The sequence below is a fragment of the Actinoplanes awajinensis subsp. mycoplanecinus genome (genome assembly GCF_001509495.1).
GTDB classification, from domain to species: Bacteria; Actinomycetota; Actinomycetes; order Mycobacteriales; family Micromonosporaceae; genus Actinoplanes; species Actinoplanes palleronii.
In genome coordinates this window covers 311,591-327,505 of the sequence record NZ_LLZH01000013.1, presented here as the reverse complement: position 1 = coordinate 327,505, position 15,915 = coordinate 311,591, and the positions used below count along the sequence as shown (strand labels likewise).

The following is a 15,915-nucleotide window of genomic DNA, read 5'->3' as shown; positions in this document are numbered from 1 at the left end:
TCAGCGGGTCAGGTCGAGGACCGTGAGCGTGTTGTCCTTGCTGTTGCTGACGTAGCCGCGGGAGCCGTCCGGCAGGACCGCGATCGAGGTGGGCGCCTTGCCGGTCGGGAGCGTCGCGGTGACCTGGAGGTTGTCGGCGCGGATCACCGAGAGGGTGTCGCTGCCGCTGTTGACGACGTAGGCGTAGCGGCCGTCCGGTGACCAGTTGACGTTCAGTGGCTCGTTGCCGACGGCGATCGTGCGGCGGACCGTGTGCGTGGTCGTGTCGATCGCGCAGACCGTGTCGTCGTCCCAGTTGACGTTGATCACTAGCGGTCGGACCGGGTTCTGTTCGACGCTGTGCGGGGACCGGCCGACCTTGATGTTCTTGAGCAGCTTGCGGGTGGCGGTGTCCACGACACTGATCTCGTTGGACTCGTGATCGGCGATGTAGGCCCGGGTGCCGTCGACCGAGAATGAGACGTAGTGCGGCTCGGGCGGGACGGTGATCTCGGCGATCGGGGCCATCCGCTCGGTGTCGATCACGGTGACCGTGTGACCGTCGTGGTTCGGGACGTACAACCGGGTGCCGTCCGGGGTGACTGCCGCGAGGAACGGCCGCGTCCGTACCGGAATGGTCTTCTTGATGGTGTTGTCGCTGGTGTCGAGGATGCTGACGGCGTGCACGTCGCCGTCGCGGCGGTCCCAGAGGCTGACGTAGACGTAGCGGCCGTCGGGGGAGAAGGACAGGAACCGGGCCGGGCCGGGCACCCGGATGGTGGTCGGGGTCACCCGATCGGTGCTGGTGTCGAGCACCGAGACGGTCTGGTCGCCACTGGCGATGTAGAGCTGGCGCCCGTTCGGGGAGGCGGCGACGTAACCCGGGGGCGAGGTGAGCGTCACCGGTTTGGCCAGTGACGGCACGGCGATCGCGGAGAGCAGAGTCTTCGCGATGCGGGCGGCGGTCGCGGCGGGGGTGGGCCTTTGCCGAGGAGCCGCGGCCGACATCGAGTGGTCGCGGTCCCGGGTGAGCGCGACGATCGTGCCGCTGAGCAGCAGGACGGCGGCGAGCGCCGCGACCAGGGCGAGGGCGCGCCGACTCCGGCCGGTTCTGATCGGGCCGTCATGGTGCGCAGGCGGTGGCGTCCATGGGGGTTGCGGCGCCGGCGCGGGACCGGCGGGGGCCGGCGCGTGGCGGGGGCCCGCGGCGACCATCGCCGCGCCCAGGGCGACCGCGTATTTCGGGTGCGCGTCGTTCACGGTGGGCCGGCCGGTCTCGGCCGCGACCATTCTCTCGATCAAGGGGATCCGGGAGGATCCACCGACCAGGAGTACGGCGGACAGCTGACCGACGTCCAGCCGCGCGGTGTGCACCGCCCGGATCAGGGTGCCGATGGTCGACTCGATCGGGGCGCGGATCAGGCCCTCGAACTCCGGACGGGTCAGCCGGGCGACGAAGTGCCGGTTCGGCAGCAGTATCGGGATGGTCGTCTCGACGTCGACCGACAGCGCCTCCTTGGCCTGCACACACTCCTGGCGCAGGTTCGCCATGGCGGCCGCCGACTCGGGCGCGGACAGGTCGAGCTCGGCCAGCGCGCCACCGTGCTGGTAGTTCAGCCACTGCAGGATCGCCTCGTCGAAGTCGATCCCGCCGAGCCGCTCCATGCCGTCCGGGTCGCCGATCACCTCGACGAACCCGGCGCGTTTGCGCAGCACCGTGGCGTCGAACGTGCCGCCGCCGAGGTCGTAGACGGCCAGCGTGTCACCCTCGGCGAGCAGCCGGGACGCGCCGTAGAAGGCCGCGGCCGCCTCCGGCTCGGTCAGCAGCACGTAGTCGTGCAGCCCGGCCAGCCGCGGGATCTCCTCGAACAGCTCCCGCCGGTACGGGCCCCAGTTCGCCGGGTAGGTCAGCGCGACCCGGTCCGGCGGAACGCCCTCCACCCGGGTGACGGTGTCCAGCACGTCGCGCAGCTGCGCGGACATCAGCGCGGTCACCGCGTGCGGGATGCCGCCGAGCACCACCGGGGTCGGATCGCCCAGCCGGCGCTTGAACGCGCGCTCGACCCGGTCCGGGTGGCTCAGCGCGCGGCGTTCCGCGGCGTCGCCGAAGACCAGCCGGGACGGTTCACTGAGGAACACCACCGCCGGGGTGACCACGGTCTGGTTGCCCAGCGTGCACATCTCGGTGCGGCCGTCCCGGGAGATCGCGGCGGCGACGAAGGTGGTGCCCAGATCGACACCCAGGTCGTAACCCACCACACCTCCAAGACGGTCCTGCACTGTGGTCAGTCTCGGACACCGGGGGGCCAGGATCCAGGGAACCAACCCGTACGTGTCGGGTGAATTCCTGCACAATGAGGGCATGACGCTCGGTCCGGACGACGACACCGCCCGTCGCCGGCAGGCCGACGAACACTGGACACGCCGCCGTGACCTGGAACGACAGCTGCACGACGGCCCGGCGCTGCGGATCGCCGCGCTGACCCTGCACCTGGGACTGCTCGGGCAGAAGGCCGGTGACCTGCGGCACGACATCGAAGACCTGCAAGGACAGCTGCACATCGTGCTGCAGGAGCTGCGGCTGATCGCCGACCAGATCTACCCGCCGCTGCTGCAGGAGGCCGGCCTGGGCGCCGCGCTGCGGGAACTGGCCTCGGTGCTGCCGGCGCCGGTCCGGGTCGACGCCGCCGACGGGCGGTTCGACCCGGCCGTGGAGGGCGTGGCGTACTTCGCCGTCCTCGAAGTGCTCCGGGACCATCCGGTCACCACTCGAACGGTGGACATCACGGTCCGCCGGGATGACGACGGCTTGGCGCTCGATCTGGCCGGTGCCGATACTGGCCGGGGCGTCACCGTCGGTGACCGGATCGCGTGGCTGGGCGGGGTGGTCGAGATCGTCGAGGATGCCGGTAGGCGCACGATCAAGGTGCGGATTCCGTGCGGGTAGCGCTCGCCGAGGACGGGGCCCTGTTCCGCGACGGCCTGATGATGCTGCTCGAGGCGGCCGGGCACGAGGTGGTCGGCGCGACCGCGGACGGTGACGCGCTCGTCGAGCTGCTCGCCACCGAACCGGCCGACGTCGCGATCCTGGACATCCGGATGCCACCCGAACCGGACGGTGGCCTGGTCACCGCGGAACGGCTGCGGGCCGCGCACCCGAAGCTCGGGCTGCTGTTCCTGTCGCACTACGCCGAGGCGCACTACCTGATGCGGGTGCTGCAGATCGGCACCGACGCGATCGGGTACCGGCTCAAGGAGAAGGTGGGCAGCGTCGACGTGCTCAGCGACACCCTGACCCGGATCCGGGACGGCGAGATCGTGATCGAGCCGGTGCTGGCGCGGCGCCTGGTCGAACGCCCGAGCAGCAGCCGCCGGGACGTGGTGGCGGCACTGTCCGGGAGGGAGCAGGAAGTGCTGCGGCTGATGGCCGAGGGACGGTCGAACGGCGGGATCGCCCATCAGCTGGTGGTGATGCCGAAGGCGGTGGAGAAACACATCGCGAACATCTTCAGCAAGCTCGGGTTGCCGGCCGACGCCGCGGAGCACCATCGACGGGTGCTCGCGGTGCTGACGTATCTGAGATCGCAACAGGACGGTGCGTAGGGCGGGGGTGTTGCGGGCCGCGCTGCTCGGCGGTGGGGCATTCGTGCCGCTGGTGCTGGCGGGCCTGGTCAGCGGGCCGGGCCCGGTGGTCGCCGGGCTGCCGTTCCTGGCCGTCGGGGTGGCCGTGGTGCTGGTGGCGCGATTGCGCGGGCCGGTGGAGCGGGTGGTTCACGACCGGCGGGCGACGCCCTACTCGGCGCTGGCGGACGCGGCGCGACGGCTGCGGTCGCCGTCGATGGAGGAGGCGCTGCCCGGGCTGGCCGGGGTGCTGGCCGACGGGACCGGAGCGCGCCGTGCGTCGGTGTGGCTCGCGGTGGGGGAGCGGCTGGTCATCAGCGCTGCCTATCCGGACGACGGAGTGCCCGGTGGCGTGGCGGACAGTGTGGAGAACCTTGCGGTGCTGCTGGCCCGCCCGGAGATCGGGCATGTCGTGCCGGTGCTGGACGGGACCGAGCTGCGGGCCGTGCTGGTGATCGAGAAGCCGGGTGCGCCGATCACGCCCGCCGACCGTGCGCTGATGCGGGACGTGGCTAACGGGGCGGCCCTGCTGCTGCGGACGGTGGCGCTCAACGCCGAACTGGCCGACCGGGTCCACCGCGCCGACCACCTGGCGGGCGAGTTGCAGGCGTCCCGGCGGCGGCTCGCGCAGGCCCGTGAGGTGGAGCGGCGCCGGCTGCTGACCGAGCTGTCCCGCGCGACCTCGGGCCGCCTGGCCGCGCTGCGCGAGCATGTGACCGCGGCCCGGGACGGCCTGGGACAGCCGGAGGTTCCGGGTCACCTGGTGCGGGCGCGCACCGAGTTGGACGAGCTGCTGGACCGGTTCCGGGTGATCGCCCGTGGCGTGTATCCGGCGGTGCTGCGCAGCCAGGGTCCGGGTGCTGCCCTGGAGGAGCTGATCGCCGACCTGCGCCGGACGGTGCGGATCACCGGTGACCTGGAGGTCCGGGTGGCGTGGGAGATCGAGTCCGCGGTCTACCAGGTGACGGCGGCGGCCCTGGAGGTGCTGGCGCAGGGGACCGGGAGCGCGGAGCTGCCGGTGGGCCGGCCGGGATCGCTGGTGCGAGGGGTGACCACCGCCGAGCTGGACGTCCGGGTGGACGGGCCGGAGACCACGGAGATCCACGTGCGACTGACCTACGGCGGTGGCCGGGTGCGGGTGCTGGTCGAGGATCCCGATCCGCCGGTGACCGCGGAGCAGGTCCGGACGGCCCTGCTCGACGACAGCGAACGGCTCGCGGCGCTCGGTGGCGACGTCGCCTGCCCGGACGACGGGAAGCCCGGTCTGCGGCTGCACGCCTGGCTGCCGGACCGGCTGGACGCGCTCCTCGAATCCGGCGCCACCCTCGGGCCGGGCTCGTGACGCGTCGCCGCCGGTCCCTGCCGTGGGCGGTGGTGATCCTTCCGGTCGCGGTGCTCGGCGGCGGCGTGTTCCTGGTGCTGCGCCTGCTGCTCGACCGGCTGCCCGCGGGGCTGGCCGTGCCGATCGCCGCGGCGCCGGTCGCTCTGCTGCTGCATCCGGCCCTGGTCAGGGCCGAGCGGCTGCTGCACGGGCGGCGGCCGACGCCCTACAGCGTGCTGGCCGGGATCGGGACGCTGTCGTGGACGAGCACGGCGGACGCCCCCGACCTGGCCCGGGTCGCCGAGGCGGTCGGGCGCGGGCTGGGGGCCCGGGTGTGCCGGCTGACTGTGCACCGGCCGGACCTGCCGGACCGCACCTACGTCTGGCCGGCCGGTGACACCGGGGAAACCCTGGTCACGCTGCCGGTGGTGCGCGGTGCGGAGCAGCTGGGCTCGATCGCGGTGGACCGGGCGGCCGCGGCCGGGCCGGACGTCCACCGGCGGCGGCTGGTCGAGGACGTCGCCGACAGCCTCGGCCCGGTCTTCGAGGCACACCGGCTCGGCATCGCCCTGGAACGCGAGCTGCGGGCGGTCCGGGCGCACGCCGCGGACATCGCCGGATCGCGCCGGCGGCTGGTCGCCGAGATGGACGCCGAACGCCGCCGCATCGAACGGGACCTGCACGACGGAGCCCAGCACCACCTGGTCTCGCTGCGGCTCGCGCTCGGGCTGGCCGAGCACAAACTCACCAAGGGCGGCCGGGAGGACGCGGAGACCGCGCTCGACCGGGTCACCGGCCAGATCGACGACGCCGAGGCGATCCTGGCGCGCACCGCCCGGGGCGTGACCTCACCGGTGCTGGCGCGGCGCGGCCTGGTCGCGGCGCTGGCGTCGGAGCTGGGCGCCGGGGTGCCGATCACGGCCGCCGGGATGGACGCCGGCCGCCGCTTCCCGGTCGATCTGGAGTCGGCGGTCTGGTTCTGCTGCCTGGAAGCCGTGAACAACGCCCGCAAGCACGCCCCGGGCGCGCCGATCCGGCTCAGCCTGACGTGCGGCCGGGATCGCCTGGTGTTCGGCGTTCACGACGACGGGCCGGGCTGGGACATGGCCGCGAGCGCCGGCTCACCGGGCCGGGGCATGCGCAACGTGATGGCCCGGGTGACCGCGGTGGGTGGCCTGGTGGCGGTGCGGTCCGCGCCGGGCGCGGGCACCCGCGTCGACGGCTGGGTGCCGCTGCCCGGCGGGCCGGCGGACGACGACTCGCTGGTCACTGCGGTACGCGAGGCGATCCAGGCGGCGGCAGCCGCCTACGGCGACGACCCGGCCGTGGAACGGATCCGGGAACTGCGCGCCGGGCTGGACGAGCCGGCGGCCCGCCGGGCCGGGATCCTCGCCGCGTGGTCGGCGCTGCGGGCCCTCGACCAGCTGGTCCGCAGTGAGCCACCCCCGGGCAACGGCCCGCACCTGCTGCACCGGCTGGACCGGATCCGCTCGAGCAGCCGGGAGTGGGCCGAGGTGACCGCGATCGACGCCCTGCGCTCGGCGGGCACCACCGATCCCGGCGCGCCGGACGAGGTCGAGATGGCGGCTCGGCTGCTCGGGGAGAGCGGCACGGATCCGCGGACCCGGCTCGGGCTCGCCGCGGACGCCGGCCGGGCCCAGGTCGCCGAGGCCGCGGCACGAGCTCTCGCGGTCTGGCGGACCCGGGCCTCGCACCCCGGCACCTCCGGAAGCGTGCGGCTGGTCGCGGCGACCGTGGTCCGGACCTGTGAGCACCTCATGCTCAGGCACTCCGGAGGAAGCGCAGGGCCTGGACCTGCAGATCCCGGATCGACTCCAGGTCCGCGTCGATCGCCCTGAGCGCCTCGTCGGTGCTGTCGTCGGCGGCTCGCCGGGCCGCGTCGGCGGTGGAGGTGAGCTGCCGGGTGCGGGCGGTGACCGCCGCGTCGGCGGCGGTGCGCAGGTGCTGGTCCAGGGAGCGGACGCCGTCGCGCATGCGCTTGCTGAGGGCCATCCGGAAGTCGTCGACCGTGGCGCGCAGGCCGCTGGTGGTCTCCGCGGCGCGCCGGCTCCGCTGGCGCTGGCGTTCGCCGGCGATCGCGGCGCCGCCCATCGCGAACGCGCCGGTGACGGCGGCCGTCACGATCAGCCAGAGCGGCAGCCGGAGTCCGAGGATCTTGGGGAGGACCAGGGCGATCATCATGCCGCCATAGGTGGGCATGACGATGCCGAGCATCCGGCCGGCCAGCGGCTGACGGCCGGCGGGGGCCGGGCGGGGCCGGGGCTCGTCCAGCGGCGCGAGCCACACCGGTGGCACCGGGACCGGGACCTCGAGCGAGGCGGCGACCCGGGCGGCCGCCGACCGCAGCGCCTCCTCGCAGGCCTCGGTCTCGGTGGCGAACCGGGCGCGGAGCCAGCCGTCGAGGTCCAGGCCGGGCTCGGCCCGCTCGATCAGCGCGGTGCCCTCGTCGAGCAGGGAGCGCAACCGGCGCTGAACGGCGTACTCCAGGTCTGAATCGGCCGCGCCCAGCGCGTCGCCGAGCGTGCGGGGCCACCTCGCGGTGCTCTCCCGGAACCGGCGCAGCCGGGCCTCAGCGTGGCGTGCCTCGGCCGTGAGCCGGGCGGACCGCCCCGGGTCGCACAGCCCGGCCCGCCGGTTGCGGAGGTCGACCTCGAGCGACTGCAGGGCCTGCACCACGGTGGCGGCGACCGGAGTGCCCTGCGCCGGGTGGGTGACGGCCAGCTCGCCGGCGGCGGTGTGCATCCGGCGGACCAGGTCGGGTCGCTCGTTGGCCTCGGCGCCCTGGCGGACCAGGTGGACGAGCTCCCGCAGGTCGATCTGCTCGGTCGTGACGGTCATCGGGCTCACCTCCGTGTGCTGGGTCCGGTGGCCGCCGGGCGGCGGCCACCGGTCGGGTGCCGTCAGTGCTGGAAGTAGTGGTGCGAGTCGTGGTGACCGGAGTGGTCGTGGTGCTCGTGGTGGCCGTGGTGGTCGTGGTGACCGCCGTGGTGACCGTGCGAGTCGTGGTTCCACCGGTGGTCGTCGTGGCGGTTGTGGTGGTTGTGGTGGTCGTTGTCGTCCCAGTGGTTGCGGTCGTGCCCGGAGCTCCCGCTGTCGTGGTTGTTGTCATCGCTCTGGTGACGGCTGTCGGAGTGGTGCGTGCTCTGCCACATGGTCGTTGTCCTTTACCTGGTGGGGGGCCTTGCTGATGGGAACAATGCTTCCGTCTTGACCGCCGCGGCGCGACCGAGGAGACCCCCGGATCCGGCCGGGGAGCTCCCCCGGCCCGAGGTAGGGATAACCCCCGGTGCCGCCCGAGAGCGGTCAGCTGCAGCCGGTGAAGGTGTGGTGCTCGAAGTGGACGCTGGTGTATTCCTGGTGCTCGAAGGAGCTCTGCGAGTGGTCGTCCCACGACTGGTTCTGCTGGTGGCTGCTGGTCGACTCCCAGCGGGTGTAGTCGTAGGCGGTGTTGTCGCCATACGAGCCGTTGTCGCCATACGAGCTGTTGTCGCCGTGCGAGCTGTTGTCGCCGTGCGAGGCGTGCGAGGTGGTGTCGCTGGACGGGGTGTTGTCGCCGGGCGAGCAGTGCGAGCTGTTCCACATGATCTCTGTCCCTGTCTGCGGTGCGGGCCTTGCTGACAGGACCAATGTTTCCGTTTTCGCAGCTCCGGCGCGATCGAGCAGTCCCCCGGACCGCACTCGATCCACCCCCGGAGTACGGGTGGGGAAAACCCCCGCCCGGAGGCGCTGACGTAGTGTTCGGTTCCGGTGTTACAGGCACATGGGGGATGAGCTGGTGAGCAACTACGCGGTCGACGACGACGGCAACGTCCTGATCCGGACCTGGGCCGCCGGTCACGGGCACCTCGCGGCGGTCGTCGCGGCGATCCCGGAGTCCGCGCCGAGGCTGCACCGGCTCGATCTGGCCGCGCAGCTGTCCGGCCTGGCGGACACGCTGTGGCGCTGCTACACCCATCCGGCCAGCGCGGCCGCGAGCACCGAGCCGCACACCGAGGGCTGGCGCCGGCAGCAGAGCCGGGACAGTTTCGGTGCGGTCGCCGACGCGATCCGCGCCCCGCACCTGGTCGACGGCGACGGTTACCTGGTCGTCGAGTACGACCCGGTCCAGGAGTACGCCAACCGCGTCGGCCGGGCCCTGCACACGATCGGCGACGAGGCCCTGTCGCAGGCGGTCGTGGCGGACGTGGACGCGGAGCGGGACGCCGTCGAGCGGGCCGAGCTCGGTGACCTGACCGGCCGGGCGGTGCAGGCGGTGACGCTGAGCCGTACCGATGCCAGCCCGGCGCAGGTGGCCGCGGCCGACGCGGTGCTCGACAAAGATCCGCTCGGTGGCAGTGAGCTGTTCCGCGAGCTCGAACCGACCGCCGCGGCGGTGGCGGCGGCGCACTGGCTCAAGGCGGCGGCGGACGTGACCGCCGACCTGACCGGCATCCCGGCCGAGCAGGTCGTGGTGGCCGCGGACGACCTGGAGTCGTTGCCGTACCGGACGCCGACGGTGGTGCTGGAGCTGTTCGCGGCCGGTGGCTCACCGCATCAGCTGGTCGTCGACCTGGTCGGCGACGCGATGCTGATCGCCGAGGGGCTGGCGCCGGGGACGGTCATCTTCGCCGGTGGCGAGGGACGGTACGAGGAAGCCGACGAGCCGGACCTCGATGACGACGATGACGATGACGACGATGTGGAGCCCGGGGTGCTGGCCGGGGAGCCGGTGCGGATGACGCCGCTGGACCCGTCGCGCCCGGCCCGCGATCTGCTGGAGGACCTGCTGATCGGGATCCACGGCTGCCAGCTGCTCTACACCGACTTCAAGGAGGACGAGGGCGCGGGCGCCGGCGCGAACGAGGCGTTCCGCGAGGCGGTCCGCACCCGGGCGGCGAAGGACCGCAGCCGCCTGCTCTGACCCGGGCCGCCGGCCGATCAAAAGCGGCCGATCAAGAAAGCGGCAAGCGAGGAAGCGGCCGGCCGGCCCTCGCCGAAATCGGCGAGGACCGGCCGAAAACGATCACTCAGTCGGCGGCGGACCCGCGACCCGCACCTTGAAAGCGTCCGCGGACGTCAGGATCGCCCCGATGTCGAACGACGCCGGCGCCTCGTCCACGCTGGAGACCGGCGAGCTGTTGCTGGTGAACCACTCCTCGACCTGTCCGGGAGCGAACACCGCGGCCAGCCGCGCCGTCTCGCTGCGCACCAGATAGCTGTGCGCCACACCCCGCGGCCCGTAAGCGGCCTGACCCGGCTCCAGGTCGAACTTCTCGTCGCCGACGAAGAAGCGGATCTTGCCGTCCAGGACGATCCAGACCTCTTCCTCGCCCTCGTGGACGTGCATCGGCGGGGCGTGGCCCGCGGAGTCGGTGAACTCGATGACCGACAGGCTGCCGCCGGTCACCTTGCCGGGCACGAGCACCTTGGCCTGCCCACCGAGGAACCAGAACGGGGACCCGGTCTCCGGGAATGCGGTCATTTCTTGTTACCTTTCAGGAACGTGAGGAGCAGGCTGGTCATCTCAGCCGGGTGTTCTTCGTAGATCCAGTGGCCGGAGTCGGCCACCGTGACCGGCGTGACGTGCCGGGCGTATTCCTTGGCCTTCTCGCCGACCAGTGGCCCGAGGCTGCCGGACGCGCCGATCGCGAGCACCGGCATGGTGAGCTTGATCTTCTGGTTGCGGGCGTTGTCCGTCATGTCCTGCGGAAACGTGCGGAACCAGGCGAGGTTCGCGGCCAGGTGGCCGGGTTCGCTCAGGTGCCTGGCGAACACCGCGACCTCGGCCGGGGTCACCGAGCCCTTCTTGACCTCGAGGTTGTCGATGAACTTGTCGGTCCACAGCTGCTCGCGGCCCTGGATCAGCTGCTCCGGCATGCCGTTGGTGAGCGCGAAGAAGCCGAAGTGCCAGGCGCCGGGCCCGTCCTTGGTCAGCGACGGGAAGTCGTAGATGCCCGGGTCGGGGATCGGCGCCTCGCTGAGCACGAGCTTGGTCACGTCGGCGCGGTGCGCGGCGGCGTACGCGTAGGCGACCATGGTGCCGATGTCGTGCCCGACGATCCGGACGTTGGAGGTCCGGCCGAGCTGGGTGAGCAGCCCGTGCAGGTCCGCGGCCAGGGTCTTCTTGTCGTAGCCGGTCGCCGGGGCGTCACTGCCGCCCGCGCCGCGCAGGTCGGGGGCGATGACCGTGTAGTGCTCGGCCAGGGCCGGCATGATGTGGTGCCACTCGTACCAGGTCTGCGGGTAGCCGTGGATCAGGACCAGGGTCGGCCCGTGCCCGCCGATCACGTAGTGGATGCCCACCGCGCCGACCTGTGTCGTGTGCTCGCTGAAACCGGCCGGGATCTCTTCCACCGCCGAGGGGGTGGACGCGACGGAGGGTGATGCGACGAGAGAGAGCGCCGCGGCCAGGGCCAGGCCGATGATGCGGGTGAATCGCATAAGAGTCCTCACAGGGTGGTGACGAGACCGCCGTCGATGGTGAAGTCGGCGCCGGTGACGTTCGCGGCCCGGTCGCCGGCCAGGAAGACGACCAGGTCGGCGACCTCGTCGGGCGTGGTGAACCGGCCGGTCACCGCGCCGCCGGCGGCCTGCTCCGCGATGGCGGCCGGGTCACCGCCGGTGGCCTTCGCGATGGTCGCGGCGACACCGCCCTCACCCAGCCACAGCGCGGTCGAGACCGGTCCGGGGCTGACCGTGTTGACCCGCACGCCGGACGGCCCGAACTCCTTGGACAGCGACTTGGACAGGCTGGACAGCGCGGCCTTGGCGGCGCTGTAGTCGAGCACCAGCGGGTCGGGCAGCACGGCGTTGACCGAGCTGACCGTGACGATGCTGCCGCCGCCGCCCTCGATCAGGCGGGGGAGCACGGCCCGGGTCATCCGGACCGCGGACAGCAGGTTGATGGTCAGCGTGGTGTGCCACTCGTCGTCGGTGACCGACAGGAACCCGCCGAGCCGCGGCTGGACCGCGCCGACGTTGTTGACCAGCACGTCCAGGCGCCCGAACGCCGCGATCGCCCCCTCGACGACCTCGGTGGCGCCGTGCGGGTCGGTGAGGTCCGCCGCGACCGCGCGCACCTTCCCGGTCTCCTCGAGGGCCTTCAGCTCGACCGAGCCACCCTTGGAGACCGCGACCACTGACGCGCCCTCCTCGACCAGGGCGCGCGTGACGGCCAGGCCGATGCCCCGGCTCGCACCGGTGACGATCACGCTCTTACCGGACAGACCAAGATCCATAACCAAACCCCCTCAGGTGTACGAACTCAGAGCGCCTGGGCGCGCAGCCACGTCAGAGCGGTGTCCGCGACCTCGCGCCACCCGTTGTCGATGGTCAGCGAGTGGCCCTTGTCCGGGAACTCGGTGATGTCGGTGACCGCCTCGGAGTGCCGGTACTGCTTGAGCGTCGCCCGCACCACCGCCTCCGGGACGGTGTGGTCCTTGCCGCCGGTCATCAGCAGCAGCGGGCCGCGCGACTGGTTGCCGGTGTCGACCTTGGCGGGGGAGTGCGGGCTGAAGTTCGCGGCGGCCGCCTCGAACAGCGGCTTGCCCGGCGCCGGGATGGTCCACTGCTCGAACAGCGCGTCCGACTCGGCCTCCGGGATCGCGTTGCCGAACGCGAACCGGAACTGCTCGGCGGTCAGCGACACCGCGCGGTGCTTGTTCGCCGGGTTCTTGAACACCGGCAGGGTGGCGCGCAGCGCGGAGAGCGGCAGCGGCAGCACGCCCTTGATCTGCGCGGCGTCGATCGCGACGGCGGCGCGGGCCAGGTCCTGCCCGAGCAGCTTCTGCGCGATCATGCCGCCGAACGAGTGACCGATCAGGATCGGCGCCGAGTCGAGCGTCTTGATGATCCCGGCGAAGTGCTCGACGACGTCGTCGATGCCGTGGTCGGCGATGCTCTCCGGGTTCTCCCGGGCCTCGGCCACCGAGTCCGGGTCGCCGGGCCAGCCGGGCGCGATCGGCGCGTAGCCCTCCGCGGTGAACAGGTCGATCCACGGGTTCCACGAGGTGGCGTGCAGCCACAGCCCGTGGATGAAAACGATCGGGGTAGGTGTCGTCATGCCCGCAGCACATCACCGGGCCGGATGGCTTCGAATCAGGGAAAGACCACAGTCCGGGTTTCTGGCTTGCGCCGGTCACTGGGGGATTTCTAGAGTCGTGCGACGGCGGCTGCCGCGACGCCAAGGAGCGATCTTGACGAGTGGTGAGCTTTTCGTCGGCAGGTTACGGGATACCGCACGGCTGCGCGACTGCGCCGACCAGGTCCGGGCCGGTGCGTCCTGGCTGGCCGTGGTCGAGGGCGAGGCCGGGATCGGCAAGACCTCGCTGGTGCGCCGCAGCGCCGCGTCCCTCGACGACTTCACGGTCCTCTGGGCCACCGGTGACCCCGCAGAGACCGATCTTCCGTACGGCGTGATCGAGCAACTGGCCCGTCGCGCCGGTCCGGCCGCCCTGCGGGAGTTCCCGGAGCTGACCGCGCCGGCCGCCGAGACCGGTCCGCACGTGCTCGGCGGGCAGCTGCTGCTCCTGCTGGGCGCGCTGCAGCAGCTCGGTGCCCCGGTCGCGGTGATCGTGGACGACCTGCAGTGGGCCGATCGGCAGTCGATCCAGGCGCTGGGGTTCGTGCTGCGCCGGCTGTGGGCCGACCGGGTGCTCACCGTGCTGGTCACCCGGCCGGACGGCGGGGCGGCCGCCGAGACGGTGGACCGGCTGTTGCGCTCCACCGATCGTACGATAAAGGTCGATCTTGGCGGTCTTGACGACAGCGAAGTCGCACAGTTCGCGAACGCCCTGGTCGACGGCGCCCTGGCGCCGGCCCTGAGCGAGCGGCTGTTCGAATACACCCGCGGCCACCCGCTGCACGTCCGCACCGTGCTCGCCGAGGTGCCCGCCGACGTGCTGCGCGACGGGGTGCTGGAACGCTGGCCGGTGCCCCGCTCGCTGCTGACCGGCCTGCGGGCGCAGCTCGACCACCTGCCGGCCGAGTCGCGCGAGTTGCTGGAGGCGATGGCGGTGCTGGACACCCGGGCCCCGCTGGCCGCGGCCGGGCGGCTCGCCGGAGTCCCGGACCCGGCCCGCGCCCTCGGCCCGGCCCTGGCCGCCGGCCTCGTCCAGTGGTCGCCCACCGAACCGGAGAGCCCGGTCGCGCTGGTGCACGCCCTGCACCGGGACGCGATCTACGACACGCTCGCCCCGGACCGGCGCCGGACCCTGCACGCCGGCGCGGCCGAGCTGGTCGACGCGGCCGCGAGCTGGGCGCACCGGGTCGCGGCGGCCACCACCACCGACGAACGCCTCGCCGCCGACCTGGAGCGCTCCGGGATGACGGAGGCGGCCGGCGGGCGCAGCGCGGTGGCCGCCACCCGGCTGGGCTGGGCCGCGTCGCTCTCCGCGGCCCGCGCCGACCGGGAACGCCGGCTGCTCGCCTCGTGCGCGCAGACGCTGCGCACCCAGCAGCCGACCGGCATCCCGCAGCTGCGCCGGCAGGTCGAGGACTGCTCGCCGGGCGCGCTGCGCAGCTGCGTCCTCGGGATCATGGACCTGACGTCGGGCCGGTTGCCGGCCGCCGAGGCGCACCTGACCCAGGCCTGGGAACAGGCCCGGCCGGTGCCGGAGAACGGCTGGGTGGCCGCGCTGGCCGGCACGTTCCTGGCCCAGATGATGATCTGGACCGGCCGGGGCGGCGAGGCGACCGAGATCGCCCGGCGCACGCTGACGATCGGCGGTCTCGACCCGGCTACCGTCGACCTGATCCGGGCGCTGCAGGCGACCGGCCGGATGTGGCACGAAGGCCCGCGCGCCGCGCTCGGCGACCTCACCCACCTGCCGATGTCGAGCACCGCGGCGCGCAACGACACCCTGGACACCCTGGCGACCCGCGGCGTCATGCGGCTGTTCCTGGGTGATCTCCCGTCGGCGCTCGCCGACCTGTCGACCACCGCGCTGCGCGACCGGCAGGGCGCGGCGTCCAAGCTCGGCCCGGCGACCCTCGCGCTGCAGGCGGTCGTGCAGTACCTGACCGGCGAGTGGGACGAGAGCGAGTCCGCCGCCGAACGGGCCCTCGCCGTGGCGCAGGCCCAGGAGCTGCTGGCCTTCGAGTCGGCGGCCCGGTTCGCGATGGTCTGCGTCGACGCCGGCCGTGGCGACTGGGAGCGTGCCCAGCGGCGCCTCGTCGAGCTGGGCGACCTGGTGCAGGTGCTCGGCTCCGCCCCGGAGACCGTCTACTCGTCGCTGGCCGCGGCGACCATGGCGCAGGCGCGCGCCGACCATCCCGGCATGCTGGACGCGCTGCGTCCGCTGCTCGACGACAGCGGCGGCTACCGCCTGCGGTACCAGCCGTTCTGGCTGTGGCAGCAGTCGATGCTCGTTGAAGCCCTGACCGGAACCGATCAGCTGAACGACGCCGCGGCCGCGCTGCGTGACCTGCGCGCCCGGCACGACGGCACCGGCTACCTGCGCGACGTGGTGGCCCGGCTGGCCGGCCGGCTGGCCGAGGCCCGGAACCGGCCCCTGGAAGCCGTGGAGATCTATCAGCAGGCCCTCGCGGTCGAGGTGGACGCAAGCACCGCGCCGCTGCACCGGGCGATGCTGGAACACGCGCACGGCAAGCTGCTGCTGGCCACCGGCGCGACGTCGCGGCGGGACGCGGCGACCTGGCTGCACCACGCGCACCGGCGCTTCGGTGCGCTGCTGGCCGAGCCGTTCCGCCAGCGGTGCGCGGCCGACCTGGCCGCGAGCGGGCTGACCGCGTCCGAGAACGATCCCGGTGGCCGGCCGACGCTCACCGAACGCGAGACGTCGGTGGCGTACGTCATCGCGAGCGGGCGCACCAACCAGGAAGCCGCCGCGGAGCTCTACGTCAGCCAGAAGACCGTCGAGTACCACCTGTCCAACATCTACGCCAAGCTCGGCATCTCGTCCCGGCGGCTGCTCGCCGACGCGCTGCGCGGACCGGACCCCGGGTCGGACGCTTAGGGTCCGGCCCTAGGGCCC

The 15,915-nt window shown here is 72.8% G+C and carries 14 protein-coding genes; 6 read left to right on the top strand and 8 right to left on the bottom strand.

Annotation, left to right across the window (positions count from 1 at the left end; genetic code table 11):
• Entirely contained in the window at positions 1 to 2,235 is a 2,235-nt protein-coding gene (locus ADL15_RS04855; protein WP_067685408.1) for an Hsp70 family protein, read from the bottom strand.
• Positions 2,236 to 2,341: 106 nt separating this feature from the next.
• Here ADL15_RS04855 and ADL15_RS04850 point away from each other — a divergent pair, with 106 nt between their 5' ends.
• The 4 genes from ADL15_RS04850 to ADL15_RS04835 are packed head-to-tail and all read left to right on the top strand — an operon-like array spanning position 2,342 to position 6,780.
• Positions 2,342 to 2,926 (top strand): sensor histidine kinase, encoded by a 585-nt coding sequence (locus ADL15_RS04850; protein ID WP_067685353.1) that lies wholly within the window; start codon positions 2,342 to 2,344, stop codon positions 2,924 to 2,926.
• Positions 2,917 to 3,582, top strand: a complete 666-nt coding sequence (locus tag ADL15_RS04845) for a response regulator (protein WP_083970899.1) — start codon at positions 2,917 to 2,919, stop codon at positions 3,580 to 3,582. The genes ADL15_RS04850 and ADL15_RS04845 overlap by 10 nt, the downstream gene beginning before the upstream one ends.
• Positions 3,575 to 4,942 carry a sensor histidine kinase gene (locus ADL15_RS04840; RefSeq protein WP_157441162.1) on the top strand — a complete coding sequence of 456 codons (1,368 nt, stop codon included), beginning with the start codon at positions 3,575 to 3,577 and terminating at the stop codon, positions 4,940 to 4,942. Before ADL15_RS04845 ends, ADL15_RS04840 begins: the two co-directional genes overlap by 8 nt.
• Positions 4,939 to 6,780: a sensor histidine kinase gene (locus tag ADL15_RS04835; RefSeq protein ID WP_067685351.1), complete on the top strand. Its 1,842-nt coding sequence runs from the start codon at positions 4,939 to 4,941 to the stop codon at positions 6,778 to 6,780. Before ADL15_RS04840 ends, ADL15_RS04835 begins: the two co-directional genes overlap by 4 nt.
• Here ADL15_RS04835 and ADL15_RS04830 read toward each other — a convergent pair.
• The 3 genes from ADL15_RS04830 to ADL15_RS04820 form a co-directional block, all read right to left on the bottom strand.
• On the bottom strand, positions 6,704 to 7,780 hold the full coding sequence (locus tag ADL15_RS04830) for a hypothetical protein (protein ID WP_067685350.1): 1,077 nt from the start codon (positions 7,778 to 7,780) through the stop codon (positions 6,704 to 6,706). The two genes, ADL15_RS04835 and ADL15_RS04830, sit on opposite strands and share 77 nt — an antisense overlap.
• 62 nt (positions 7,781 to 7,842) lie before the next feature.
• On the bottom strand, positions 7,843 to 8,094 hold the full coding sequence (locus ADL15_RS52655) for a hypothetical protein (RefSeq protein ID WP_067685349.1): 252 nt from the start codon (positions 8,092 to 8,094) through the stop codon (positions 7,843 to 7,845).
• Positions 8,095 to 8,245: 151 nt separating this feature from the next.
• On the bottom strand, positions 8,246 to 8,524 hold the full coding sequence (locus tag ADL15_RS04820) for a hypothetical protein (protein ID WP_067685348.1): 279 nt from the start codon (positions 8,522 to 8,524) through the stop codon (positions 8,246 to 8,248).
• Between the two features lie 193 nt (positions 8,525 to 8,717).
• Here ADL15_RS04820 and ADL15_RS04815 point away from each other — a divergent pair, with 193 nt between their 5' ends.
• Positions 8,718 to 9,842: a hypothetical protein gene (locus tag ADL15_RS04815; RefSeq protein ID WP_157441161.1), complete on the top strand. Its 1,125-nt coding sequence runs from the start codon at positions 8,718 to 8,720 to the stop codon at positions 9,840 to 9,842.
• Between the two features lie 102 nt (positions 9,843 to 9,944).
• On the opposite strand, the gene ADL15_RS04810 is transcribed toward ADL15_RS04815, so the two are convergent.
• The 4 genes from ADL15_RS04810 to ADL15_RS04795 are packed head-to-tail and all read right to left on the bottom strand — an operon-like array spanning position 9,945 to position 12,983.
• Positions 9,945 to 10,403, bottom strand: a complete 459-nt coding sequence (locus ADL15_RS04810; protein ID WP_067685347.1) for a cupin domain-containing protein — start codon at positions 10,401 to 10,403, stop codon at positions 9,945 to 9,947.
• Positions 10,400 to 11,362: an alpha/beta fold hydrolase gene (locus ADL15_RS04805; RefSeq protein ID WP_083970896.1), complete on the bottom strand. Its 963-nt coding sequence runs from the start codon at positions 11,360 to 11,362 to the stop codon at positions 10,400 to 10,402. The genes ADL15_RS04810 and ADL15_RS04805 overlap by 4 nt, the downstream gene beginning before the upstream one ends.
• 8 nt (positions 11,363 to 11,370) lie before the next feature.
• Positions 11,371 to 12,159, bottom strand: coding sequence for an SDR family NAD(P)-dependent oxidoreductase (locus ADL15_RS04800; protein WP_067685346.1), 789 nt, complete (start codon positions 12,157 to 12,159; stop codon positions 11,371 to 11,373).
• Positions 12,160 to 12,185: 26 nt separating this feature from the next.
• Positions 12,186 to 12,983, bottom strand: coding sequence for an alpha/beta hydrolase (locus tag ADL15_RS04795; protein ID WP_067685345.1), 798 nt, complete (start codon positions 12,981 to 12,983; stop codon positions 12,186 to 12,188).
• Between the two features lie 133 nt (positions 12,984 to 13,116).
• Here ADL15_RS04795 and ADL15_RS04790 point away from each other — a divergent pair, with 133 nt between their 5' ends.
• Positions 13,117 to 15,897 (top strand): helix-turn-helix transcriptional regulator, encoded by a 2,781-nt coding sequence (locus ADL15_RS04790; RefSeq protein WP_198170532.1) that lies wholly within the window; start codon positions 13,117 to 13,119, stop codon positions 15,895 to 15,897.
• Positions 15,898 to 15,915: the final 18 nt, after the last annotated feature.

Excerpts from the sequence above, each read along its gene's own strand:
- ADL15_RS04850 (WP_067685353.1), top strand. The coding sequence starts at position 2,342 with ATGACGCTCGGTCCGGACGACGACACCGCCCGTCGCCGGCAGGCCGAC.
- ADL15_RS04830 (WP_067685350.1), bottom strand. The coding sequence starts at position 7,780 with ATGACCGTCACGACCGAGCAGATCGACCTGCGGGAGCTCGTCCACCTG.
- ADL15_RS52655 (WP_067685349.1), bottom strand. The coding sequence starts at position 8,094 with ATGTGGCAGAGCACGCACCACTCCGACAGCCGTCACCAGAGCGATGAC.
- ADL15_RS04820 (WP_067685348.1), bottom strand. The coding sequence starts at position 8,524 with ATGTGGAACAGCTCGCACTGCTCGCCCGGCGACAACACCCCGTCCAGC.
- ADL15_RS04810 (WP_067685347.1), bottom strand. The coding sequence starts at position 10,403 with ATGACCGCATTCCCGGAGACCGGGTCCCCGTTCTGGTTCCTCGGTGGG.
- ADL15_RS04805 (WP_083970896.1), bottom strand. The coding sequence starts at position 11,362 with ATGCGATTCACCCGCATCATCGGCCTGGCCCTGGCCGCGGCGCTCTCT.
- ADL15_RS04800 (WP_067685346.1), bottom strand. The coding sequence starts at position 12,159 with ATGGATCTTGGTCTGTCCGGTAAGAGCGTGATCGTCACCGGTGCGAGC.
- ADL15_RS04795 (WP_067685345.1), bottom strand. The coding sequence starts at position 12,983 with ATGACGACACCTACCCCGATCGTTTTCATCCACGGGCTGTGGCTGCAC.